We start from the raw sequence: 24,594 nt of genomic DNA on the forward strand, positions 1-24,594 counted from the left end.
GCATAATGGCAAGCACCACAGGCACGGCACCAACATTTGGCGGGAGTGATGGACCGATGATCGGCACATGGCAGGCACTGGTAATTGATTGCGATGATCCCGATGAACTGGCCGGGTTCTATGAGCGGCTGCTGGGCATGGTCAGGATCGACAATGACCCGGACTGGGTGAGCATCGGCGACGCCCCGGATCGTCCCGCCATCGCGTTTCAGGCCGTCACCCCGTATGTTCCGCCGCAGTGGCCGGGACATGTGCACCCGCAGCAGGCGCACATCGACGTGCGGGTCAAGGACCTGGACCTGGCCGAAACCGAGGTGCTGGCGCTGGGTGCCACCGCCACCGGAGAGGGCACCAAGACGTTCCGCGTCTACCTGGACCCGCAGCAGCATCCCTTCTGCCTGGTCAGCTGGTAGCAAGTCCGCGGTTCCCGGGCCTGGCCCGGCCTGGAGCGGGCACCTACCCCCATTGGGCGAAGGCCACCCGCGCCGCCTGCAGCCGGGTCTGCACCCCCAGCTTGTCCATGACCCGCGAGGCATGGGTTTTCACCGTCGATTCGCCGATGCCCAGTTGCGCGGCGATCTGCGGGTTGCTCAGGCCCTGGCCGAGCCCCCGCAGCACCTGGATTTCACGCTCGGTCAGGCTTTCGGGCAGCGGCTCGCGCGGCGGAGCGGCCGGTGCTGGCCGCACGGCCCGTCTGATGACCCGGGCGGTGAGCTCCGGGCTGAGCACGGCCTGGCCGGCGGCGACCGCGAGCACCGCGTCGATGATCTGCTCCGGTTCGGCGCTCTTGAGCAGGAAGCCGTGGGCACCGGCCTGCAGCGCCCCAAACAGGTACTCATCGTCGTCGAAGGTGGTCAGCACCAGCACCTTGGCCGTGCCGTGTTCGCGCAGGGCAGCGGTGGCCGCGATCCCGTCCATGACCGGCATGCGCAGGTCCATCAGCACCACCTCCGGGCCCAGCGCCCGCGCCATCGCCAACGCCTGGCGGCCGTCGGCGGCTTCGCCGACCACTTCGATCCGCGAACTGGCCTCCAGCACCATCCGGATGCCCAGGCGCACCGCTGAATGATCGTCAACGATCAGGACCTTCATGAAACCTCCTGGTTGTCGGTGCCGCCGCCCGGGCCGGGCTGCAGCGGCAGGGTGACGTGCACCGTGAACTGTCCCTGGTCGATCTGCCAGTGGCTCTGGCCGCCCAGCGCCTGGGCGCGCGCGGCGATGTTCCGCAGCCCGGATCCCGCGCCCGGTCCACTGCCGCCGTGCGGGACGAGCGGGGGAGTGAAGGCGGCGTCCGCGGCGGGGTCCGGCGTGTTGTCCGGGCCGGGCAGCGGATTGGCGGCGGTGATCCGCAGCTGGCCGCCGTGGGCGCGCACGACGAGGCGCAGCGCGGTGTGCGGGGCGTGGCGGGAGTGGTTGACCAGCAGTTCGCTGATGGTGCGGTAGGCGGCGGTCTGCGCGGCGGCACCCACCTGGGACGGGTCCACCTCACCGGTGTAGTCGATGGTGCGTCCGCCGGCCCGGTGCGCCTCGATCAGGGCGTTGGCGCTGTCCAGGGTGGCGCGCAGGGCCTGGGGTGCCCCGGCGTGCAGCATCCGCACCATCCGGGTCATTTCCTCCAGCCCGGCCAGCGCCTCCCGGCGGATTTCGCCGACCGGTCGGCGGATCGCCTGCCAGGCGGGGTCCTGACTGGATGCCGGGACCCGGTTCAGCGCCGCCGCGGAGAGCAACGCCATGGAGGAGAAGCGGGCGGAGAGCACATCATGCATTTCCCGGGCCAGGCTGGTGCGTTCGGCCTCCACCGCAGCCGCATGTTCGGTGCGCAGCAGTTGTTCGCGCTGCCGGGCCGCGGCGGTGGCCTGCCGCGCCCGTTCGGCCTGGCTGGCGGCCAGCTCCTTGGCGGTGCGCACGTTCTGGGCCCAGAGCATCGGGGTGAACAGCACGAACCCGATCGTGAACACGGTGAGCACCACCGCGCTGGCCCCGGCGTCGCTGGCCCATTGCGCGGCGGCGGCCAGCACCGTGAACGTGGCCAGCAGTGTTCCGGTGACATTGCGGGTGCGCGGCGGACAGAGCAGGAAGATCGTGAACACGGTTTCGAAGATCAGGAAGTAGCCGCCGATGCTGCCCATCGCCAGCAGTGCCGAGCCGGCCGCGGCCATGCCCAACGAGCAGGGCAGCGGGGCGCGGCGGCGCAGCAGGATGCACCCGACGCCGGCCAGCAGCACCAGCGGCCACCAGGCCACCAGCGTTGCGGGCAACACCGGGGTGTTCACCAGCCCGGCGGCATGCAGCACCACGGCCAGCACCAGGTAGGTGATGGCCACCTCCGGCTCCTGCTCGCCGCTGATGAACCGCCGTCGGGTATGCGAAAAATCGATCTTCACCCCTCCATCATCGTCCACCGGCCCGGCCGCTGCCGTCCCCCAAAGGTAGGACACCGGCGTGGACCGATGCCCGATGTGCCCGTTCCCGCCCACTGGCAGGCTCGATGGCATGGACTTTATGCAACAGGCACCGGCCGCCGCGCTGGCCGTACTTGCCCTCATCGACGCCACCAGCATCGGCACCCTGGTGATCCCGATCTGGCTGCTGCTGCGCCGCGACTACCGCCGCGCCATTCCCAAGGTACTGGCCTACCTGGGCATCATCGCCGTCTTCTACTGGCTGCTGGGCTTGGGGTTGCGGGCCGGCTGGCTGGCCGGCACCCAGCTGCTGCCGGACGGGTTCTTCGACGCCCCGCTGCTGCGGATGCTCGCGCTGCTGGTGGGCGGGGCCATGCTCACCTGGGCGCTGCTGAGCAAACCGGCGGGCAAGGATGCCGCCGGGTCCCCGCAAGGCCCCACACCGCCCGCCCCGGCTGAACACGCCGCCGGCCGCACACCGGGCACGGAGCCGGCACCTGCGGCGAAGCCCGGGACGACGGCGGTGGCCCACGACCAGGCGGTGCCCGCCCGGCTGCGCCGGCACCTGGGCGCCGCACTGGATTCCTGGGCGGGGGTGATCGTGCTGGCCCTGCTGGCCGGTTTGCTGGAGGTGCCGACCATGCTGCCCTACCTGGGGGCCCTGGGGCTGATGGGAACGCTGGGTTGGAGCGGCCTCGTGCAGGGCGCCGTGCTGGGCGTCTACTGCCTGGTGATGATCCTGCCGGCCCTGGGCTTGGTCGCGGTGCGGCGCCTGGCCGGATCGCGCATGGACCGGTGGCTGCAGCGGGTCGGGGCGAAGCTGGGACGCTACGCGGCGGAGACCGGGGCCTGGGTGGTGGGCATCGTCGGGTTCCTGCTGGTGCGTTTTGCCTTCTCACCCCGGCCCGACGGGCAGGGGCTGTGGGGCGGGCTGCGCCGGCTGCTGGAGGGGATCCTGCCGTTCTGAGCCCGCCTGGGTACCTGTGCCGGCGGCGGGCCTGACGCTGTGGGCGAAGCGACGGGCCGAAAGTTGGTGGCCGCCGCGAACCGATGGGAGAATGGGGGCATGGAATCTCTAGGCAGCAACGCATCACGCGGGAAGAAGTTGACGCTGAACGCGTCCACAGTCTCCATGGGCGTGATGCTCATCATCCTCCTGGTCGCGGTCATCTTCGCCGCCAACTCGAACCAGATCGTCGGGTGGTTCGTGGTCGTCATTTCCGGAGGCTGGCTGCTGCTCTCGGCGTTCCTGGTGTTCGGGCTCAAGCGTGGGGCGGACCGGATCAACACCTCGCTGCGTGAGGCCACCGTGGCCGTGGCCGACCGGGCCAAGGGTGGTTCCACCGTCGTGATCGATGAGGCCACCAGCCAGCGCGACATGAAGCTGGACCATTCCTTCAAGATCGTCCAGGTGCAGGCCGGGGTGATCCAGCAGGAGCTGGAGAAGGCCGGTCCCGAGTCGCGCGCCATGATCGACCGGGCCCTGGACACCATCAACATGACCGCTGCCAACGCCCGGGACATGATGAAACCCAATGAGCAGCCGATCGACGGCGAGATCATCGACTAGTTTTTGTTACCGCACAGCGCAGCGTCCTGCCCGGGCGTTGCGCTGTCGTTTTGTAAGGTGGAACCGTGATACCTACCAGCTCGGAAATCCTGAACAAGAATGCCGGCGCCGTGCGTGTGGCCTCGGTGAACGTCAACGGCATCCGTGCCGCCTACCGCCGCAACATGGCGGACTGGATTGCGGCGCGCGACGTGGACATCCTGTGCCTGCAGGAAGTGCGCGCACCGGACAAGATCCTGCGCGAGCTGGTGGGTGAGGGCTGGCACATCCTGCATGCCGAGGCCAAGGACAAGGGCCGCGCCGGGGTGGCGATCCTCTCCCGCGCCGAGCCGGTGGCGGTGCGCGAGCACATTGGCGATGAGTACTTCGCCGAGTCCGGACGCTGGGTGGAGGCGGACTTCACCATGGCCGACGGCTCGACGCTGTGCGTGGTCTCCGCCTACGTGCACTCCGGGGAGCTGAACACCCCCAAGCAGGAGGACAAGTACCGCTTCCTGCAGCGGATGACCGAGCACCTGCCGGTGCTGAAGTCCACCAAGGACCATGTGCTGGTCGTGGGCGACCTGAACGTGGTGCACACCGAACGCGACATCAAGAACTGGAAGCCGAACCACAACAAGCGTGCCGGGGTGCTGGACGAGGAGATCGCCTACTTCAACGGCTTCTTCGGCGAGCAGATCGGCTACATGGACGTGGCCCGGACCCTGGCCGGTGACGAGCAGGGCCCCTACACCTGGTGGTCCTGGCGCGGACAGGCGTTCGTGAACAACGCCGGCTGGCGCATCGACTACCACATGGCCACCCCGGAGTTGACCGCCAAGGCGATCAAGGCCCACGTGGACCGTGCCAGCGAATACGCCCTGCGTTTCTCCGACCACGCACCGCTGGTCGTCGACTACCAGTTCTAAGGATCGAAATCTCATGAGCACCACCCGTCCCCGCGTCCTGTCGGGCATGCAGCCCTCCGGCGACTCCCTGCACCTGGGCAACTACCTCGGAGCGCTGGTCAACTGGGTCAAGACCCAGGATCAGTACGACGCGTTCTTCTTCATCCCGGACATGCACGCGATCACCGTCGCCCAAGACCCGGCGGACCTGCAGGCCCGCACCCGCAAGACCGCCGCCCAGTTCATCGCCGGGGGCATCGACGTGGAGAAGTCCACCCTCTTCGTCCAGTCCCAGGTTCCCGAGCACGCCCAGCTGGCCTGGGTGTTCAACTGCATCACCGGGTTCGGTGAGGCCAGCCGAATGACCCAGTTCAAGGACAAGACCGCCAAGGGCGGCACCGAGAACGCCAGCGTCGGGCTGTTCACCTACCCGGTGCTGATGGCCGCGGACATCCTGCTCTACCAGCCCGAAGGGGTGCCGGTGGGCGATGACCAGCGCCAGCACGTGGAGCTGACCCGCACCCTGGCCCAGCGCTTCAACCACCGCTTCGGGCAGACGTTCGTGGTGCCCAAGGCGCAGATCCCGGCCGAGGGGGCGCGGATCTACGATCTGCAGAACCCCACCGCGAAGATGTCCAAGTCCGCGGAGTCGCCCAACGGGCTGATCAACGTGCTCGATGAGCCGAAGCTGATCGCCAAGCGGATTAAGTCCGCGGTCACCGACACCGGCACGGTCATCGCCTACGACAAGGAAAACCAGCCCGGGGTCTCGAACCTGCTGGACATCCTGGCCGCGGTCACCGAGCGACCGGTGCCGCAGCTGGTCGCCGAGTTCGAGGGCAAGATGTACGGGCACCTGAAGGTCGCCGTGGCCGATGCGGTGGTCGAACGGCTCACCCCGATCCGCGAACGCACCCTGGAGCTGCTCGATGACCCGGCCGAGCTGGACCGACTGCTGCTGACCGGGGCGAACAAGGCCCGTGAGGTGGCCAGCCGCACCGTGGCCGACGTGTACGAGAAAGTCGGTTTCCTGCCGCCGTTGGGAAGCCTGCGGTAGCGGTGCAGCCGCACCCGGTCCCGCCTGAGGACCCCCAGTACACGCTGGGGGTCGTCATCCCGGTGCCCGAACCGCCGCGCACCCAGCTGCGCGACTGGCGGGCCAGCTACGGGGGCCAGGCCAGCCTGCTCATCGAACCGCACGTCACCCTGGTCACCGGGTCGCTGAACGGCGGCGCCAGCTGGCAGGACGCGGCGCAGCACCTGCACCGGGTCTGCGCCGCGCAGCCCCCGTTCACCGTGCAGCTGGGAGCGGCGATCTCCTTCCGGCCGCTGAGCCCGGTGGTGTACCTGCCGCTGCGCCAGGGGCTGGACGCCTGCCGGCAGCTGCACCAGGCGCTGCTGCACGGCCCGCTGCGCCACGACTCGCCCTTCGAGTACCACCCGCACCTGACGATCGCCCAGAACGTCACCGACGCCGAACTGGACGCGGCCCTGCACGCATTGTCCGGGGTGGAGCTGCGCTTCACCGTGGACCAGGTGCAGCTCTTTGCGATGCACGCCGGCACCTGGCAGCTGCGCGAACAGCTGGCGCTGCTGGGCTAGGCACGACCCGCCGATCCCGGCCAATCCGCACGGAAGGCACCGCTGCCGTGCATTGCCCGGCGGTGGCGCGAAAGGCAAAAAAACCTCCGCAGTGCAGCAGCACCACGGAGGTTTTTTCACGCCCTAGCGCACGCAGCGCCCGGGGCCGGCCCCTGGACCGTTGCCCGCAGGCAGGGTCCTAGACGGTCGCCTTCGCGCGAACGTTGGACTCGATCTGCGAGCCGACGTTCTCGTCGATGTTCTTCCAGTACTGGATGGCGTTGGACAGAACCGGCTCGATGACGCCCTCCAGGGCGCCGGTGACGGTCTGCACCAGACGGGCACGCTGCTCGTCGTCCATGACCTCGCGCACCAGGATGCCCGGCTGCACGAAGTCGCCATCGTCCTCACGCAGGGTGTAGGACGAGCGCACCAGGTCTCCATCGGATTCGAAGGAGTTGTCGACCGGGCCGGTCTCATCGCTCCAGGAATCACCGAAGGAGTTCGGGACGTAGTAGCTGCGGGCACCGGAGTGCTCGTACCACATGTTGCCCTCGAAGTTGTAGCTGTGCACCGGAACCTTCGGGCGGTTGACCGGCAGCTGCTGGAAGTTGGTGCCGATGCGGTAGCGCTGGGCATCCGCGTAGGCGAAGTTGCGGCCCAGCAGCATCTTGTCCGGGCTCATGCCCATGCCGGGAACCATGTTCGCCGGCGAGAAGGCGGCCTGCTCGATCTCGGCGAAGAAGTTCTCCGGGTTGCGGTTCAGGGTCAGGGTGCCGACCTTGATGCGCGGGTAGTCCTTCTTCGACCAGGTCTTGGTCAGGTCGAACGGGTTGTAGCGGTAGGTCTTGGCCTCTTCATACGGCATGACCTGGATGTACAGGTCCCACTGCGGGAAGTTGCCTTCCTTGATGGCGTTGAACAGGTCGCGGCGGTGGAACTCGGCGTCCGCACCGGCCAGGCGCTCGGCCTCGGCACCGTCGATGGTCTCGAACTTGTCCGACTGCTTGTTGATGAAGTGGTACTTCACCCAGAACTTCTCGCCGGCTTCGTTGACCCACATGTAGGTGTGCGAGCCGTAGCCGTTCATTTCACGCCAGGTCTTCGGCAGGCCGCGGTCACCCATGATGTAGGTGACCTGGTGGGCCGACTCGGGGTTCTGGGTCCAGAAGTCCCACTGCATGGTGCCGTCGCGCAGGCCCGAATCCGGCAGGCGCTTCTGCGAGCGGATGAAGTGCGGGAACTTCATCGGATCACGCAGGAAGAACACCGGGGTGTTGTTGCCTACCAGGTCGAAGTTGCCTTCGGTGGTGTAGAACTTCAGGGCGAAGCCGCGCACGTCGCGCCAGGTGTCCGGGGAGCCGAGCTCACCGGCCACGGTGGAGAAACGCAGCAGGGTCTCGGTCTTGACACCCTTCTGGAACAGTGCAGCCTTGGTGTACTGCGAGACGTCCTCGGTGGTCTCGAATTCGCCGAAGGCGCCAGCGCCCTTGGCGTGCGGACGACGCTCCGGAACGTTCATGCGGTTGAAGTGCTGCAGGGTCTCGACCAGGTGGTGGTCGTGCAGCACGATGGGGCCATCGGCACCCACGGTCAGCGAGTTGCGGTCGCTGACGGCTGGGATGCCAGCCTGAGTGGTCGAACCGGTGTGGTGACCGTTGTTTTCGGCAGCCATGTGCTCTCCTTTGTTTGGATCCGGCTAGGTGGTCAGGGAAGGTTCAGTCCAGCGGACGCCGCACACTTGGCGCAGGTCCCGTGATAGAGGACTTCAGCCACGGAGATTTTCATCCCGCGGACGATGTTGGGGTCCAGGCAGGCCGGCGCCGTGGTGGGCAGCGCGACATCCTCGACGAGTCCGCACTGCGTGCAGACGGCATGGTGGTGGTCGGTGATCCGGGTTTCGTAGCGTGCCCCCGCATGCGGCACATCCAGCCGACGCAGCAGCCCGGAGCTGGCCAGGTCGTTCACCACGGTGTGCACGGTGCCCAGCGCGATCCCGGGGATCTCCTGCTGGGCGTGGCGGTGCAGTTCATCGGCGGTGGAATGCGGGTGGCGGGTGGCGCAGTCCAGGACGGCCACACGCTGCTTGGTCACACGCCGGCCCGCGGCGCGCAGGGGCTCGGCCCAGCGTGCATGCGAAGCGTCGGTCTGATCGTGTGCCATATCTCTATCATGCCACAAACTTGAATAGTTCAAAATAAGCGCGGGATGGATTTTCGCTGGGAGACTAATGTGCTCCTGCCGGGTCCGCCCTGCGGTAGCGGCACCTTTGGGGAGCCGGCGCCGGGCGGGGGAGGGGACGGCAAAGGGGCCCTGAACCGAAGTGGTTCGGGGCCCCTAAGGTGCCGTCGGGCAGCTGGATTAGATGGTGCGCGACAAGATGGCCTGCTTGACCTCGGCGATCGCCTTGGTCACCTGGATGCCACGCGGGCACGCCTCGGTGCAGTTGAAGACGGTGCGGCAGCGCCACACGCCTTCCTTGTCGTTCAGGATCTCCAGGCGCATGTCCCCAGCCTCGTCACGCGAGTCGAAGATGAAGCGGTGGGCGTTGACGATCGCGGCCGGGCCGAAGTACTGGCCATCGGTCCAGAACACCGGGCAGGAGCTGGTGCACGCGGCACACAGGATGCACTTGGTGGTGTCGTCGAAGCGCTCACGGTCCTCGACGGACTGGAAACGCTCACGGGTCGGCTCGTGGCTGTTGTTGATCAGGAACGGCATGATCTCGCGGTAGGACTGGAAGAACGGCTCCATGTCCACGATCAGGTCCTTCTCCAGCGGCAGGCCCTTGATCGCCTCAACGGTGATCGGTTTGGAGGTGTCCAGGTCCTTGAGCAGGGTCTTGCAGGCCAGGCGGTTGCGGCCGTTGATGCGCATGGCATCGGAGCCGCAAATGCCGTGGGCGCAGGAGCGGCGGAACGACAGCGATCCGTCGTGCTCCCACTTGACCTTGTGCAGGGCGTCCAGCACGCGGTCGGTGCCGTACATGGTCAGCTTGAAGTCTTCCCAGTAGGCCTCGGACTTGCTCTCGGGCAGGTAACGGCGAACACGCAGGGTGATGTTGAAGGTAGGGATTTCTCCGCCGCCGCCGACACCGGGCTTCAGCTCGATCTTTGATGCTGGTTCTGGCTGTTCGGTGCTCATTAGTACTTACGCTCCATCGGCTGGTAACGGGTGAAGACCACCGGCTTGGTCTCCATGCGGATGCCCTTGATGTCCTCGGTGACGGCATCGGCGTCGCGGTAGGACATCGAGTGCTTCATGAAGTTCTCGTCATCGCGGTCCGGGAAGTCCTCGCGGTAGTGGCCGCCGCGCGATTCCTTGCGGTGCAGGGCTGCCACGGTCATGACCTCGGCAAGGTCCAGCAGGAAGCCGAGCTCGATGGCTTCGAGCAGATCCAGGTTGAAGCGCTTGCCCTTGTCCTGGATGCCGATGTTCTTGTAGCGCATGCGCAGGTCCTCGATCACGTCGCGGGCCTCCTTCAGCGAACGCTCGTCGCGGAACACCTGGACGTTGCTGTCCATGGTCTCCTGCAGGATCGAACGCAGCTCGGCGACCTTCTCGGTGCCGTTGGAGTCCATCAGCGCGCCGATCTGGCTGATGACGAACTGCTCGCTGTCCTCCGGCAGGGCGACGAAGTCGGCGTCCTTGGCGTATTCGGCCGCGGCCACACCGGCGCGCTTGCCGAAGACGTTGATGTCCAGCAGCGAGTTGGTGCCCAGGCGGTTCGAACCGTGCACGGACACGCAGGCGACCTCACCGGCGGCGAACAGGCCCGGGACGACGGTGTCGTTGTCCTGCAGCACCTCGGTCTTGATGTTGGTCGGCACGCCGCCCATGGCGTAGTGCGCGGTCGGGTACACCGGGACCGGATCGGTGAACGGCTCCACACCCAGGTAGGTGCGGGCGAACTCGGTGATGTCCGGCAGCTTGGATTCGATGTGCTCCGGCTCCAGGTGGGTCAGGTCCAGCAGCACGTAGTCCTTGTTTGGACCGCAGCCGCGGCCCTCGCGCACCTCGTTGGCCATGGCGCGGGCGACGATGTCGCGCGGGGCCAGGTCCTTAATGGTCGGTGCGTAGCGCTCCATGAAGCGCTCACCGTCGGAGTTGCGCAGGATCGCGCCTTCACCGCGGGCACCCTCGGTCAGCAAGATGCCCAGCCCGGCCAGGCCGGTCGGGTGGAACTGGAAGAACTCCATGTCCTCCAGCGGCAGGCCGCGGCGGAAGGCGATGCCCATGCCGTCACCGGTCAGGGTATGGGCATTGGAGGTGGTCTTGAAGACCTTGCCGGCACCGCCCGATGCGAAGATCACGCTCTTGGCCTGGAATACGTGCAGTTCGCCGGTGGCCAGGTCGTAGGAGACCACGCCGGCCACGCGCTTCTGCTTGTAGGCGGTGCCGTCCTCGCGGTAGGCGTCCTCCTCAACCAGCAGCAGGTCCAGCACGTAGTACTCGTTGTAGAACTCGACGTTGTGCTTCACGCAGTTTTGGTACAGGGTCTGCAGGATCATGTGACCGGTGCGGTCCGCGGCGTAGCAGGCGCGGCGCACGGCAGCCTTGCCGTGGTCACGGGTGTGCCCGCCGAAGCGGCGCTGGTCGATCTTGCCGTCCGGGGTGCGGTTGAAGGGAAGACCCATCTTTTCCAGGTCCAGCACCGCGTCGATGGCTTCCTTGGCCATGATCTCGGCTGCGTCCTGGTCCACCAGGTAGTCGCCACCCTTGATGGTGTCGAAGGTGTGCCATTCCCAGTTGTCTTCTTCAACGTTGGCCAGTGCCGCGCACATGCCACCCTGGGCCGCACCGGTGTGCGAGCGGGTCGGGTAAAGCTTGGTCAGCACTGCGGTACGGGCGCGCTGGCCGGATTCGATCGCGGCACGCATCCCCGCGCCGCCGGCACCGACGATGACGACGTCGTACTTATGTACCTGCATTCTTGAGGCTCTCTTTTCTAGAAATCTATTGCGGTGTGGCGCGCAATTAGGCGCACTGCGGCAGCGGGCTGTTGGCCACGCACGGATCGAAGGTGAAGATCACCAGCGAGCCGAGGACCAGGATGAAGATGGTGGCCACGTACAGCAGCCCCTTCAGCCAGGTGCGGGTCGCGTGCTTCTCGGCGTAGTCGTTGATGATGGTGCGCACGCCGTTGGTGCCGTGCAGCATGGAGAGCCACAGCAGGGCCAGATCCCAGAACTGCCAGACCGGGGAGGCCCACTTGCCGGCCACGAAGCCGAAGGACAGGGCGTTGATGCCGTCGCCAACAATAAGGTTGGCGATCAGGTGACCGAAAATCAGCACGACCAGGACCACGCCGGACAGGCGCATGAAGAGCCAGCCGAGCATTTCGAAGTTGCCGCGCGACTTCGGACCGCGAATGTACTTCGGGTCCATGCGCTGGCTGCTGCGCGGAGCTTGAATATCGACACTCATGGCTTAGTGACCTCCGAAGGCGAGCGACAGGTGGCGGATGGCGAATCCGGCGAAGACGACGACCCACAGGCCGAGCACGCCCCACAGCAGCTGGCGCTGGTACTTGGTGCCCTGCTTCCAGAAGTCCACCAGGATCACGCGCAGGCCATTAAAGGCGTGGAAGAGGATGGCGGCAACCAGGGCGGTCTCGCCCAGGGCCATCAACGGGTTCTTGTAGGTGCCGATAACGGCGTCGTATGCGCTGGCATCGACGCGGACGAGTGCAGTATCAAGCACGTGCACCAAGAGAAAAAGGAAAATAACGACACCGGTGACTCGGTGTCCCACCCATGACCACATGCCCTCACGGCCGCGGTAGAGGGTGCCTGACGAAGTCTTCGACACTGAACTAAACCTCCAAGACTCGCAACGGCGCATGTGTATCTTGCACACAATGAAATGTGACGCACTTGTGCGAGCGTTCCTTGCCCGAGTCTAAACCACTCGTGCCGGTGTGTTCTATGTTCTGATTATTTTGTGTGAGCAGGTTCACCGATAGGGGTGAATATTGCGCCGAATGGCCACAAATGCCCGTGGATTAGGGCATTTTTCAATGTTCTAATTATCGGAAATGTGCGCTAAATCCAACGTGCATTGACGCGTTCAAGCCGGGCGCGGATGGGCCAATGAACTAGTCTTGCTGTTGTGAATGAAGACCTGCTAGCGCGTTTCCATGGCGTCATTCCGGCCGGTGGAGTCGGAACCAGGCTGTGGCCATTGTCTCGGGCGTCGGCCCCGAAGTTCCTGCACGATCTGACCGGCTCGGGCTCCACGCTGATCCGGGCCACCTACGACCGCCTGGTGCCGCTGGCCAGTGAGCGGATTATGGTGGTGACCGGCCGGGCGCACCGTGGCGCCGTGCTGAGCCAGCTAAACGAGATCTGCGACGAGAACCTGGTGTTGGAGCCGGAGCCGCGTGATTCGGCCGCCGCGATCGGGCTGGCCGCGGCCATCCTGTACCGCCGCAACCCGAACATCATCATGGGCTCCTTCGCCGCCGACCAGGTCATCGGTCCGGTGGAGGTCTTCCAGGAGGCGGTGCGCGAGGCCATCCACACCGCGGCCACCGGCAAGATCGTGACCATCGGCATCCACCCCACCCACCCGTCGACCGGGTTCGGGTACATCCAGACCGGCCTGCCGCTGGAGATCGAGCATGCTCCCACCGCCCGCGAGGTTGCCCAGTTCGTGGAGAAGCCCGACGCGGATACCGCCCGGCAGTACCTGGCCAGCGGCTTTTTGTGGAACGCGGGCATGTTCGTCGCCCCGGTCTCGCTGATGCTCCAGCACCTTCAGGCCAACGAACCGGACCTGCATGCCGGGCTGATGCGCATCGCCGCCGCCTGGGACACCGACCAGCGAGACGCGGTCATGGAGGAAGTCTGGCCCGGGCTGCCGAAGATCGCGATCGACTACGCGGTTGCCGAGCCGGCGGCCGCCGCCGGGGACGTCGCGGTCATTCCCGGCGTCTTCAACTGGGACGACGTGGGCGACTTCGCCGCGATCGGGCGGTTGAACAAGGCCAGCGAGGAAACCGGGGTGACGATCCTGGGCGACAAGGTCCGGGTCTACTCGGACAACGCCTCCGGGGTCGTGTACGGGGACAATCCGCGGGTGGTGGCGCTGATCGGCATCGATGACGTGATCGTGGTGGACACGGCCGATGCGCTGCTGGTGACCACGAAGGAACATGCGCAGCAGGTCAAGCAGACCGTGGAGCAGCTGAAGAAGGACGGCGCCACGGACGTGCTGTAGCCGCAGCCAGCGCCCCGTCCCGGTGGTCGATGCGGGGCTGCGGCGCAAAACAGGCACGCTGCCGATGAAGATGCGAATCGCGGCCCCGGGGATCATCCCCGGGGCCGCGATCTGTCATTGCCGGCGGCTGCCTGCGGCAGCGCCCTAGCGCGGCAGCTCGGTGAGGAACTCGCGCACCAGCGGCCCGGCGGTTTGCGCGCCGCCCTCGCCCTCCTCGACGAAGGCCGCGATCGCCAGGTCGCCCTGCCCGGCAATGGCCCAGGCGTGGGCGTTGCGTTCGGCGTCGTACTCCGCGGTGCCGCTCTTGCCGATCACCGTGCCGCCGGGCACCGAATTCAGCTGCTTCAAGGTGCCGTGGTCCACGACCTCGCCCATCATGGAGCGCAGCTGCTTGGCTTCATCCTCGCTCAGCTCGGTGGCCTGCGTCGAGGGGCTGGGCTGCTGGGACTGCCCGGCGTCCTGCTGGTCCTGCGCGTCGGTGAGCACCAGCTGCGGGTGCACGGTCTCACCGGCCACCACCGAGGCCATCACCGTGGCCATGCCCAGCGGGGAAGCCTGCACCACCCCCTGCCCGATCATGTTGGCCGCCAGCTCCGTGCCCTTGGAATCATCGGGCACCGTGCCGAGGAAGGCGTTGGCGCCGGTGGAATCCTGCGCGTTCAAACCCAGCGAGCCGGCCGCCTGGGCGACCTTGGAGGAGCCCAGGTCCGCCCCGGCCTCAACGAAGACCGTATTGCAGGACTGGGCCAGGGCCTCGGACAGCGGCAGCTGGCCCAGCGCGCTGGAGGGGTAGCCGTCATAGTTCTTGAAGGCCTTGCCATCCACGGTGGTGGTGGCGGGGCAGTCGACCTTGGTGCCCGGGGTGGCCCCGTCGCGCAGCATCGCCAGCGCGGAAATGACCTTGAAGGAGGACCCCGGGGCGTACTTGCCCAGCAGCGCGGTGTTGTAGGCGTTGTCTTCCGGCCCGGAGGCGGCGGCCAGCACGGCCCCGTCGGAGGGGCGCACGGCGACCAGCGCGGCGGGGGAGACGGTGTCGGCGACCACCGAGTCGGCCAGCTGCTGCAGCTTCGGATCCAGGCTCAGCTCCAGGTCCTTGCCGTTGACCGGCTCGCTGCTGAACAGTTCGTCCTGCTGCTCGTGCTCGGAGTTGTAGCTGGCCACCGTGGTGCCGGCGGTGCCGGCCAGCAGCTGGTTGTACTGGGCCTGCAGGCCGGAGCGTCCCACCTGGTCCCCGGCCTTGACCTTGCCCTCGGACTTCTCGATGATTTCCGCGGTCGCCTGGCCCACGGTGCCCAGCAGCTGGCGGGCGAAGCCGCGGGTGGGGGCCAACGGCAGCTCATCGGGGGTGGCGACCGCCCCGGGGATGGCGTTGATCTTTTCATCGGTCGCCTCACGCTCGGCGTCATCGCGCAACACGATCGCCTCGACCCAGGCCCGTTCCCCGGCCGCGGCGACCCGCTTGGCGTAGTCATCGGGATCCAGGTCCACCAGCTTGGCCAGGGCCCGGGCCGAGTCCTCCCATTCGGAGGCCTCGGCGCGGGTCTTGTCGATGCCCACGCGCACGACCGGACGGTCGGTGACCAGTTTGGCGCCCTTCGCCCCGAGGATGTCGCCGCGCTGCGCCGCGGTATTCCGGGCGGCCAGGTAGTCGCCCTCCTCCAGGCCTGGGGCCAGGACGGCCGGATCGAAGCGCAGCTTCCAGTCCTGGGCGTCCTGGTCGTACTCAAAGACCGCGTTGGTTTGGTAGCTCAGGTCGTTCTCGCCTGGGTCGACGTCCCATACGGTGTTGATCACCGCGGTCGCGGTCTTCTGCTCACCCTGGGGTTCCTCGTCCACCTCGGCCGACTGCACGGTGTGCGTGTGCCCGATCCCGTCCATGCGCCGGAAGGTTTCCTTGACGACCTGGCTGACCTGCTCGGTATCGGCACCGGCGGCCAAGGGCACCTGCGAAAAGTCGTCGGATTCCAGTGCCGCGCTCAGCGCCTCGGCGGCCGGCTTGACCTCCGGGGTGGATTCACTGCAGGAGGTGAGGGTGGCCGCGAGCAGGGCGGCGGTGGTCAGGGCGCCCAAGGGGCGGAGAACGGGTCGCATGGCGCCATCGTATTCACCCCAGGGTGTTGCAGGCAATTGGTTAAGGAAACCCAAAGCGCATCCGGACATGGCCGGAGTTAATGGCGGTGGCGATCCGCTGGCGTAAAACCGGCAACGTTGCATATAGCTGGCCGCAATGGGCGGCCAGGATTCGGGGTGCGTTAATCCCTTGCGCGGAGGTTTGGACCGGCCGGGGCAGCAATGGGTTCTTGACGCCATTTCCGGCAGTGTTAAAGGCGCAGGGATCCGGTATCGTGGAACGGCTTAAAAAGGCCGTTCGGAACATCACTGGCTCGCCCAAATTCAAGGGTTAAAAGGACACGTCTTGCGGCGCCGCGCAAGAGGCGGCGCACGGTGATTTTCGCCCCAGTCCCGGCCGAACGTGCATCAACTCTCAAATCTGAATCGCAAATCCCTGTGACTAGGCTCGAAGAATAGTTGAAACATGAAGCTTCAAGCGGAATTGTGGTGCATTTCTCGCCCTATTTATTACTCATTGGTAGGCTCACTGGCCATGACTGCCCCTACGACAACCCCTGAACCACCCAAGACCAGCGGGGAAACTCCGCCTGCGGACCAGGCGCCCCCACCAAAAACCCGGGTCAACCGGGTGGTGTTCTACGGTTCGGCGCTGCTGGTGCTGGCCATTGCCCTGTGGGCGATCATCGACCGGGAATCGGCCGACGTGGTCATTACCGCGTGCGTGACCTGGATCGGACACACCTTCGGCTGGTACTACACGCTGATCGTCGTGGCGGTGCTGGTCTTCGTCATCGGGATCGCGATCTCCAAGGTGGGCAAGACCCGGCTGGGCCCGGACCACTCCCGGCCCACCTTCAACCTGTTCACCTGGGCGGCGATGCTGTTCGCCGCGGGCATCGGCATCGACCTGATGTTCTTCTCGGTCTCCGAACCGGTCACCCAGTACCTGGCACCGCCGCGCGGGGAGGGCTCCACCGTGGAGGCCGCACGCCAGGCGGTGGTGTGGACGCTGTTCCATTACGGGCTGCTGGGTTGGGGGCTCTATGCGCTGATCGGCCTGGCCCTGGGCTACTTCTCCTACCGGCACAACCTGCCGCTGTCGATCCGCTCGGCGCTCTACCCGCTGCTGGGGGACCGGATCCACGGCTGGATCGGGCATGCGGTGGACATCGCCGCGATGCTCGGCACGATTTTCGGCATCGCCACCTCGCTGGGCATCGGCGTCGCCCAGCTGAACTTCGGGCTGAACTTCATGTTCGACATCCCGGAGAACACCATGTGGCAGATCATCCTGATCGTCATCGCGGTACTGATGGCCACGATCTCGGTGCTCACCGGAGTGGAGAAGGGCATCCGGCGGCTCTCCGAGCTGAACGTGCTGCTGTGCATCGCGTTGATGGTGTTCGTGCTGGTGGCCGGCAGCACTTCGTTCCTCTTCGACGGGATTATCACCAACATCGGCGACACGCTCTCGCGCTTCCCGTCGATGGCGCTGGACACCTTCGCCTTCGACCGCCCCGATGACTGGCTGAACAGCTGGACCCTGTTCTTCTGGGCCTGGTGGATCGCCTGGGCCCCGTTCGTGGGCCTGTTCCTGGCGCGCATCTCCCGCGGCCGGACCATCCGCCAGTTCGTCACCGGCGTGCTGGTTGTGCCGTTCGCGTTCATCCTGCTGTGGATTTCGATCTTCGGCAACAGTGCGCTGGCCCTGGTGCGCGGGGGCAATGAGGCGTTTGGCGAGGTGGCGATGAACACCCCGGAACAGGCGTTCTACTCGCTGCTGGAGCAATACCCGGGCGCGCCGATCACCGCGGCGATCGCCACCTTCACCGGGCTGCTGTTCTACGTCACCAGCGCCGACTCCGGTGCCTTGGTGATGGCGAACTTCACCTCCCACCTGGCCGACCCGCAGTCCGACGGGTCCAAGCCGGTGCGCCTGTTCTGGTCGCTGGCCACCGGCCTGCTGACCCTGGGCATGCTGCTGGTGGGCGGGGTGCCGACCCTGCAGGGCGCCACCGTGATCATGGGGCTGCCGTTCTCCTTCGTGCTGGTGTTCATCATGCTCGGCGTGTTCAAGTCGCTGCGGGTGGAATCCGCGCTGGCCAACAGCTACAAGCACACCATGCACAAGCTGCTCTCCAGCCGCATCGGCACCCCCAACGACCGGCGCAGCTGGAAGCAGCGCCTGGCCCGGACCATGAACTACCCCGGGCACCGGGCCACCAAACGCTACCTGGACGAGGTGGCCCTGCCGGCCCTGGAGGAGGTCAGCCAGGAGTTCTCCGCCCGCGGTGCGGAAGTGGCACTGGATATCGAACGGGTGGAGCACCTGGAGCTGGATTCGCTGGACCTGGTGGTCAGCAACGGGGATGAACGGCCCTTCAAGTACCAGATCTACCCGGTGGCCATGCCGGTGCCCAGCTACGCCAGGGTTTCGGCCGGCAACGACATCTACTACCGCATCGAGGTCTTCTCCCAGGAAGGCAGCCACGGCTACGACCTGATGGGCCTGAACAAGGATCAGCTGATCTGCGACGTGCTGGACCAGTACGAGGCGCACATGACGTTCTTGACCACCCAGGTCGAGGCCGAGGGGCCCAGCCTGATCAACAGCAACGGGGTCTCGAAGACCGACTGGGAATCGGACTTCGACACCACCTCCCTACCGATTTCAACCACTAAGGAGCAAGCATGAGCCTGCCACAGGACACCGACTTTCCCCGCAACGAAAACCCGTTGCTGCATTCGGGCGCGACCCTGTTCATCGACGGGAAGTTCCAAAAGGCGGCCTCCGGGCGCATCCGCACCATCCAGTGCCCCGCCAATGGGGTAGCGGTGGCCACGGTCTCCGAGGCCGGCCAGCAGGACTCCGAGGCCGCGATTGCCGCCGCCCGCCGCTCCTTCGACTCCGGGGTGTGGTCCTCGGTGCCGGCCGGAGAGCGCGGGGACTTCCTGCTGAAGGTCGCCGACCGGATCAGCGAGCGCAAGGAGGAATTTGCGCTTGCCGAAACCCTGGACACCGGCAAGCGGATCGTCGAAGGCCGCCTGGACATGGACGACATCATCGCCAGCTTCCGCTACTTCGGCAAGCTGGCCGGCAACCAGGCCGGACGCATCGTGGATGCCGGGGACGCGAACGTGGTCAGCCGGATCGTGCATGAGCCAATCGGCGTGGCCGCGATGATCACCCCCTGGAACTACCCGCTGCTGCAGGCGGCCTGGAAGATCGCCCCGGCGCTGGCCGCCGGCTGCTCGTTCGTGCTCAAGCCCGCGGAGCTGACCCCCTCCACCGCGATCCTGACCATGCAGGTGCTCGATGAGCTCGGCCTGCCGGCCGGGGTGGCGAACCTGGTCACCGGCACCGGGGTCGAAGCCGGCGCGATCCTCTCCGAGCACCGCGACGTCGACCTGGTCTCCTTCACCGGCGGGCTGGTCACCGGGCGCAAGGTGGCCGCCGCGGCCGCCGGCACCGTGAAGAAGGTGGCGCTGGAGCTGGGCGGAAAGAACCCGAACGTAATCTTCGCCGACGCCGACTTCGACGCCGCGGTGGACAACGCGCTGAACGGCGCGTTCGTGCACTCCGGGCAGGTGTGCTCGGCCGGTGCCCGGATCGTGGTGGAGGAATCCATCGCCGAGAAGTTCACCGCCGAACTGGTGCGCCGCGCCCAGCAGATCCGCCTGGGCGGCCCGTTCGACGAGCGGACCGAGACCGGCGCGCTGATCTCCGCCGAGCACCTGGCCAAGGTTGACGCCTACGTGCAGGCCGGTATCGCCGAGGGCGCCCGCGTGCTGTGCGGCGGACGGGCCGCAACCGACGAGGACGGCGCGGGCCTGGGCTCCGGGCACTTCTACCTGCCCACCGTGATCGACCAGGTCAGCTCCGGGATGAGCGTGGTCGTCGACGAGGCGTTCGGACCGGTGGTCACCGTGGAGACCTTCCGCACCGAGGATGAGGCCGTGGCCATCGCCAATGACACCGACTACGGCCTGGCCGGAGCGGTGTGGAGCCAGGACGCCTCGCGCACCCAGCGCGTCGCCGCCCGCCTGCGCCACGGCACCGTGTGGATCAACGACTTCCACCCCTACCTGCCGCAGGCCGAATGGGGCGGCTACGGCCAGTCGGGCGTGGGCCGTGAACTGGGCCCGACCGGACTGGGCGAGTACCAGGAAGCCAAGCACATCTACCACAACCTGGATCCCCAGGTCACCGGCTGGTTCCCCGCCAAGTAGGCGAGCCGCAAGCGGCCCGTTCCGGCGCTGCGCCAGCCTCCTGCGGGGGAGTTGGCGCAGCGCCGGACCCCTGCCCACCGGTGCGTGCCGGACCGGCGCGGCACGGCTTCGCTGACCCGGCGGCGGACGGGGCCGCAAACACAGACACAGACACTGAGCAGGACAATGCCAACGCAAGGTAACGCAGAAGTGTAGCAACGCAATCGTGCAGTAACGACGAGGAGAATGACTGATGCATCAGGACAGTGCAAAAACCGACTTCGACTACATCATCATCGGCGGCGGATCGGCCGGCGCCGTGGTGGCGGCCCGACTCAGTGAGGACCCCGAGGTCAGCGTGGCGCTGGTGGAGGCTGGCCCCGATGACCGCGGCATCGATGAGGTGCTGCAGCTGAACCGCTGGATGGAGCTGCTGGAGTCCGGGTACGACTGGGACTACCCGATCGAACCGCAGGAGAACGGCAACTCGTTCATGCGCCACTCGCGCGCGAAGGTGATGGGCGGATGCTCCAGCCACAACTCCTGCATCGCCTTCTGGGCCCCGCGCGAGGACCTGGATGAGTGGGAGAGCAAGTTCGGCGCCACCGGGTGGAACTCGCAGATGGCCTACCGGCTGTACAAGAAGCTGGAAACCAATGAGGACGCCGGGCCCGAGGCCCCGCACCATGGCGATTCCGGCCCGGTGAAGCTGATGAACGTTCCGGCCGAGGACCCCTGCGGCGTGGCCATCCTGGACGCCTGCGAGCAGATCGGCCTGCCCCGGACGAAGTTCAACAACGATGAAACCGTGATCAACGGCGCGAACTTCTTCCAGATCAACCGCCGCGAAGACGGCACTCGCTCCTCCTCGTCGGTCTCCTACATCCACCCGATCCGGAACCGGGAGAACTTCACCCTGCTCACCGGCCTGCAGGCGCGCCAGCTGAACTTCGACGCCGAGCGCAACTGCACCGGCGTGGACGTGGTGGAGGGCGCGTTCGGGCGCACCACCACCCTGAACGCCCGGCGCGAGGTGATCGTCTCGGCCGGCGCGATCGACTCGCCCAAGCTGCTGATGCTCTCGGGCATCGGCCCGGCCGAGCACCTGTCCCAGGTGGGTGTGCAGGTCGTGGTCGACGCTCCGGGCGTCGGCGAGCACCTGCAGGACCACCCGGAGGGCGTGATCCAGTGGGAGGCCAAGAAGCCCATGGTGGAAACCTCCACCCAGTGGTGGGAGATCGGCATCTTCGCCGCCACCGAAGAGGGGCTGGACCGCCCGGACCTGATGATGCACTACGGGTCGGTGCCCTTCGACATGCACACCCTGCGCCAGGGCTACCCGAGCACCGAGAACGGCTTCTGCCTGACCCCGAACGTCACCCACGCCAAGTCGCGCGGCACCGTGCGCCTGCGCAGCCGGGACTTCCGCGACAAGCCGATGGTGGACCCGCGCTACTTCACCGACCCGGAAGGCCATGACCGCAAGGTGATGACCTACGGGATCCGCAAGGCCCGTGAGATCGTCGCCCAGTCCCCGATGGCCGAATGGGCGGGCCAGGAGCTCTACCCGGGACAGGACGTGCAGAGCGACGAGGAGATCTTCGACTACCTGCGCCGCACCCACAACACCGTGTACCACCCTGCCGGCACCGTGCGCATGGGCGCCGATGACGATGTGCTCTCCCCGCTGGATGCGCAACTGCGCGTCAAGGGCGTCAAGGGTCTGCGCGTGGCCGACGCCTCCGTGATGCCCGAACTGGTGACCGTGAACCCGAACATCACCGTGATGATGATTGGTGAGCGCTGCGCCGAGATGATCCGCGAGGACCAGGCCTCCTAACCGGAGCCGGCTGCCGGACGGCAACGCCTCGGCCCCCGCGTCGCCCCCGTTTTTGGGGTGCGGTGCGGGGGGCCGAGGTGTTTGGCAAGCCCTTGGCGTGGCCCTGGCATGGGCAGCAGTGTTTCACGGTTCGCTGCAAGATTACGCAGAAACTATCCCAGCGGACCTACCGACGCGTATCTTCGAAGGATGCGGACAGTGAAGTATCGGAATGTCACCATCCCCTCGGTCAAGCCCTGGGTTGAGCAGCTGCTGCCCGAATTGATCGACTTCCGGCGCGACGTGCACCGCAATCCGGAGCTGTCCTTCGCCGAATACCGCACCACCGAGATGATCCTGGCCCAGCTGCGGGCCGCCGGGCTGGAAGCGGTGCCGATGAACAACACCGGCGCCTGGGTCGATGTGGGCCGCGGGGAGCTTGCCATCGGGCTGCGTGCGGACATCGACGCGCTGCCGGTGCTGGAGGAAACAGGCCTGCCCTACGCCTCGGTCAACGAGGGCGTGGCCCACGCGTGCGGCCACGACATCCATACCACGGTCATGCTCGGGGCCGCGCTGACCCTGAAGAAGCTGGATGACGAGGGGCTGCTCAATGCCCGCGTGCGGGTGATCTTCCAGCCGGCGGAGGAGAAGATCCCCGGTGGCGCGCTGTCGGTGATCGAACAGGGCGTGCTGGATGAGGTGCCGCGCATCCTGGCGCTGCACTGCGACCCACGCATCGACGTGGGGCAGATCGGCACCCGCATCGGGGCAATCACCTCGGCCAGCGACACCATCCGCATTGAGGTCAACGGCCGCGGCGGGCATACCTCGCGCCCGCACCTGACCGAGGACGTCGTGTTTGCGATGAGTCAGATTGCCACCCAGGTCCCGGCGGTGCTGGGCCGCAAGGTCGACGTGCGCTCGGCCGTGTCGGTGGTGTGGGGTCAGATTCACGCTGGCAGCGCCCCGAACGCGATTCCGGCCACCGGCTACCTGGCCGGAACCATGCGCTGTCTGGATGGGGAGGCCTGGTTCGCCGCCGGGCAGCTGCTGGATGAGACGGTCCGCCAGGTCTCGGCCCCCTACGGCGTGGAGATCAAGCTGCAGCACACCCGCGGGGTGCCGCCGGTGGTGAACACGGCCGAGGAGACCGGGCTGATTGAAAGCGCCGCCCGGTTTGAAATCGGCTCGCAGAACATCGGCCTGACCCCGCAGTCGATGGGCGGGGAGGACTTCGCCTGGATGACCCAGAAGGTTCCCGGGGCGATGTTGCGCCTGGGCACCCGCACCCCGGGCGGGGAGACGTTTGATCTGCACCGTGGGGACTATATTCCCGATGAGCGATGCATCGGGGTGGGGGCCTCGGTGATGGTCGGTGCGTGTCTGCGCGCGATTGCCGACCTTGACTAGTGCTTCTGCGCCCAGCCCGAGCGAAAATTTTTAGCGGATCTTTGACAATGACGTAAAACGCTCTGACGTGGCCTTTGACGTTAAGCGCTTGCCGTGAATGTGTTGCAAGTTACCGCTTTGTAATCTCCAGCCGGTGTACCTGTGCCTGATCTCATATAGGCTATGGAAACGATGGGATCGTTAGCACTGGCGCAGCGAACGGCAAAGTAGTTTTCCGCTGGGTTACAGGTGCCTGGCCTCCCGGATATCTCGCAACGCTCTATGGAGGATTACATGCGCTTCGCATCGCGTAAGGCCAGTGTGGCCGCTGCCATGCTCGGTATTTCTGCACTGGCCCTTTCCGCTTGTGGCCAGGCCCCGGAAGAAGGCGGCGCCAACGCCGACAACTCGGACTACACCGGCTGCATCGTCTCGGACTCCGGCGGCTTCGACGACCAGTCCTTCAACGAGTCCTCCTACCGCGGCCTGAAGAAGGCCGAAGAGGACCTGGGTATCCAGGCCAAGGAAGCCGAATCCAAGTCCAACGCCGACTTCGCCACAAACCTGCAGGGCATGATGAACGCCGGCTGCAACATGACCGTGACCATCGGCTTCCTGCTGGGTGACGCCACCGAGAAGGCCGCCGCGGAGAACCCGGACAAGCACTTCGCGATCGTTGACTTCCAGTACGAAAACGAAATCGAGAACGTCAAGCCGATCATCTACGACACCGCCCAGGCCGCGTTCCTGGCCGGCTATGTCGCCGCTGCCACTTCGAAGACCGGCACCGTGGCCACTTACGGCGGCATCAAGCTGCCGACCGTGACCATCTTCATGGACGGCTTTGCCGACGGCGTGGAGAAGTTCAACAAGGACAAGGGCGAGAACGTCAAGCTGCTGGGCTGGAACAAGGACAAGCAGGACGGCACCTTCACCGGTGACTTCGAGAAGCAGGACAAGGGCAAGCAGGTCACCAAGACCTTCATCAGCCAGGGTGCTGACGTGATCATGCCGGTCGCCGGGCCGGTCGGCAAGGGCTCCGGCGCCGCGGTGAAGGAAGAAAATGCGGCCGGCAAGGACGTCAAGCTCGTCTGGGTTGACTCCGACGGCTTTGAAACCGCTCCGGACTACAAGGACGTCATGCTCACCTCGGTCATCAAGACCATGGACCAGGCCGTCGAGGACGTCATCAAGGAAGACACCGAGGGCAACTTCGACGCCACCCCGTACGTGGGCACCCTGGAGAACGGCGGCGTGGACATCGCCCCGTTCCACAACTTCGAAGATGAGGTCAGCGACGAGACCAAGTCCGAGGTGGAGGCGCTGAAGCAGCAGATCATCTCCGGCGAGCTGAAGGTCGAATCCCAAGCCAGCCCCAAGTAAGGGCCACAACACCCCTAACCGTCATGGAGCGTGCCACCGCTCACCGCCCGAGCGGTG

General features: G+C 66.4%; 21 protein-coding genes. 12 read left to right on the plus strand and 9 right to left on the minus strand.

The window, feature by feature from the left end:
• The first annotated feature begins 56 nt into the window (after positions 1-56).
• Positions 57-413 carry a VOC family protein gene (locus GcLGCM259_RS02825; RefSeq protein ID WP_138925697.1) on the plus strand — a complete coding sequence of 119 codons (357 nt, stop codon included), beginning with the start codon at positions 57-59 and terminating at the stop codon, positions 411-413.
• Positions 414-456: 43 nt separating this feature from the next.
• Here GcLGCM259_RS02825 and GcLGCM259_RS02830 read toward each other — a convergent pair whose 3' ends face one another.
• Entirely contained in the window at positions 457-1,092 is a 636-nt protein-coding gene (locus GcLGCM259_RS02830; RefSeq protein ID WP_138925698.1) for a response regulator, read from the minus strand.
• Positions 1,089-2,384: a sensor histidine kinase gene (locus GcLGCM259_RS02835; RefSeq protein WP_175419302.1), complete on the minus strand. Its 1,296-nt coding sequence runs from the start codon at positions 2,382-2,384 to the stop codon at positions 1,089-1,091. Before GcLGCM259_RS02835 ends, GcLGCM259_RS02830 begins: the two co-directional genes overlap by 4 nt.
• 109 nt (positions 2,385-2,493) lie before the next feature.
• Here GcLGCM259_RS02835 and GcLGCM259_RS02840 point away from each other — a divergent pair, with 109 nt between their 5' ends.
• From GcLGCM259_RS02840 to GcLGCM259_RS02860, 5 genes are all read left to right on the plus strand, one after another.
• On the plus strand, positions 2,494-3,369 hold the full coding sequence (locus tag GcLGCM259_RS02840) for a GAP family protein (protein WP_175419303.1): 876 nt from the start codon (positions 2,494-2,496) through the stop codon (positions 3,367-3,369).
• Positions 3,370-3,468: 99 nt separating this feature from the next.
• The gene (locus GcLGCM259_RS02845) at positions 3,469-3,972 is read left to right on the plus strand and encodes a hypothetical protein (RefSeq protein WP_054821660.1); all 504 of its coding nucleotides are present in this window, start codon (positions 3,469-3,471) and stop codon (positions 3,970-3,972) included.
• Positions 3,973-4,037: 65 nt separating this feature from the next.
• Positions 4,038-4,880 carry an exodeoxyribonuclease III gene (locus GcLGCM259_RS02850; RefSeq protein WP_138925701.1) on the plus strand — a complete coding sequence of 281 codons (843 nt, stop codon included), beginning with the start codon at positions 4,038-4,040 and terminating at the stop codon, positions 4,878-4,880.
• Positions 4,881-4,893: 13 nt separating this feature from the next.
• Positions 4,894-5,916 (plus strand): tryptophan--tRNA ligase, encoded by a 1,023-nt coding sequence (trpS, locus tag GcLGCM259_RS02855; protein ID WP_138173540.1) that lies wholly within the window; start codon positions 4,894-4,896, stop codon positions 5,914-5,916.
• A gap of 2 nt (positions 5,917-5,918) precedes the next feature.
• Entirely contained in the window at positions 5,919-6,461 is a 543-nt protein-coding gene (locus GcLGCM259_RS02860) for a 2'-5' RNA ligase family protein (RefSeq protein ID WP_138925702.1), read from the plus strand.
• 178 nt (positions 6,462-6,639) lie between these two features.
• On the opposite strand, the gene GcLGCM259_RS02865 is transcribed toward GcLGCM259_RS02860, so the two are convergent.
• From GcLGCM259_RS02865 to sdhC, 6 genes are all read right to left on the minus strand, one after another.
• Positions 6,640-8,115, minus strand: a complete 1,476-nt coding sequence (locus GcLGCM259_RS02865; protein WP_138173544.1) for a catalase — start codon at positions 8,113-8,115, stop codon at positions 6,640-6,642.
• Between the two features lie 32 nt (positions 8,116-8,147).
• Positions 8,148-8,603 (minus strand): Fur family transcriptional regulator, encoded by a 456-nt coding sequence (locus GcLGCM259_RS02870; RefSeq protein WP_246049721.1) that lies wholly within the window; start codon positions 8,601-8,603, stop codon positions 8,148-8,150.
• Positions 8,604-8,801: 198 nt separating this feature from the next.
• A complete protein-coding gene (locus GcLGCM259_RS02875; protein WP_138173546.1) occupies positions 8,802-9,584 on the minus strand; it encodes a succinate dehydrogenase iron-sulfur subunit in 783 nt (260 codons plus the stop codon).
• Positions 9,584-11,371, minus strand: a complete 1,788-nt coding sequence (gene sdhA, locus GcLGCM259_RS02880; RefSeq protein WP_138925703.1) for a succinate dehydrogenase flavoprotein subunit — start codon at positions 11,369-11,371, stop codon at positions 9,584-9,586. Before sdhA ends, GcLGCM259_RS02875 begins: the two co-directional genes overlap by 1 nt.
• 46 nt (positions 11,372-11,417) lie before the next feature.
• Positions 11,418-11,867, minus strand: coding sequence for a succinate dehydrogenase hydrophobic membrane anchor subunit (locus tag GcLGCM259_RS02885; protein ID WP_138173550.1), 450 nt, complete (start codon positions 11,865-11,867; stop codon positions 11,418-11,420).
• 3 nt (positions 11,868-11,870) lie between these two features.
• On the minus strand, positions 11,871-12,206 hold the full coding sequence (gene sdhC, locus GcLGCM259_RS02890; RefSeq protein WP_396278593.1) for a succinate dehydrogenase, cytochrome b556 subunit: 336 nt from the start codon (positions 12,204-12,206) through the stop codon (positions 11,871-11,873).
• 345 nt (positions 12,207-12,551) lie between these two features.
• On the opposite strand from sdhC, the gene GcLGCM259_RS02895 reads away from it, so the two are divergent.
• Complete coding sequence (locus GcLGCM259_RS02895) at positions 12,552-13,661, plus strand: mannose-1-phosphate guanylyltransferase (protein ID WP_138925704.1); 1,110 nt, start codon at positions 12,552-12,554, stop codon at positions 13,659-13,661.
• A gap of 144 nt (positions 13,662-13,805) precedes the next feature.
• Here the strand turns inward: GcLGCM259_RS02895 and GcLGCM259_RS02900 are convergent, their stop codons facing one another.
• Entirely contained in the window at positions 13,806-15,752 is a 1,947-nt protein-coding gene (locus GcLGCM259_RS02900) for a penicillin-binding transpeptidase domain-containing protein (protein ID WP_138925705.1), read from the minus strand.
• Positions 15,753-16,266: 514 nt separating this feature from the next.
• Here GcLGCM259_RS02900 and betT point away from each other — a divergent pair.
• From betT to GcLGCM259_RS02925, 5 genes are all read left to right on the plus strand, one after another.
• Positions 16,267-18,429: a choline BCCT transporter BetT gene (gene betT, locus GcLGCM259_RS02905; RefSeq protein WP_138925706.1), complete on the plus strand. Its 2,163-nt coding sequence runs from the start codon at positions 16,267-16,269 to the stop codon at positions 18,427-18,429.
• Positions 18,426-19,964, plus strand: a complete 1,539-nt coding sequence (locus GcLGCM259_RS02910) for an aldehyde dehydrogenase family protein (protein WP_138925707.1) — start codon at positions 18,426-18,428, stop codon at positions 19,962-19,964. Before betT ends, GcLGCM259_RS02910 begins: the two co-directional genes overlap by 4 nt.
• A gap of 232 nt (positions 19,965-20,196) precedes the next feature.
• Positions 20,197-21,783, plus strand: a complete 1,587-nt coding sequence (locus tag GcLGCM259_RS02915) for a GMC family oxidoreductase (protein WP_138925708.1) — start codon at positions 20,197-20,199, stop codon at positions 21,781-21,783.
• A 189-nt stretch (positions 21,784-21,972) separates the two neighbouring features.
• Positions 21,973-23,175: an amidohydrolase gene (locus GcLGCM259_RS02920; RefSeq protein ID WP_138925709.1), complete on the plus strand. Its 1,203-nt coding sequence runs from the start codon at positions 21,973-21,975 to the stop codon at positions 23,173-23,175.
• A 273-nt stretch (positions 23,176-23,448) separates the two neighbouring features.
• Positions 23,449-24,537, plus strand: coding sequence for a BMP family lipoprotein (locus tag GcLGCM259_RS02925; protein WP_138173564.1), 1,089 nt, complete (start codon positions 23,449-23,451; stop codon positions 24,535-24,537).
• The last annotated feature ends 57 nt before the right edge of the window (positions 24,538-24,594 follow it).

The sequence above is a fragment of the Glutamicibacter creatinolyticus genome (assembly GCF_006094275.1).
GTDB lineage: Bacteria > Actinomycetota > Actinomycetes > Actinomycetales > Micrococcaceae > Glutamicibacter > Glutamicibacter creatinolyticus.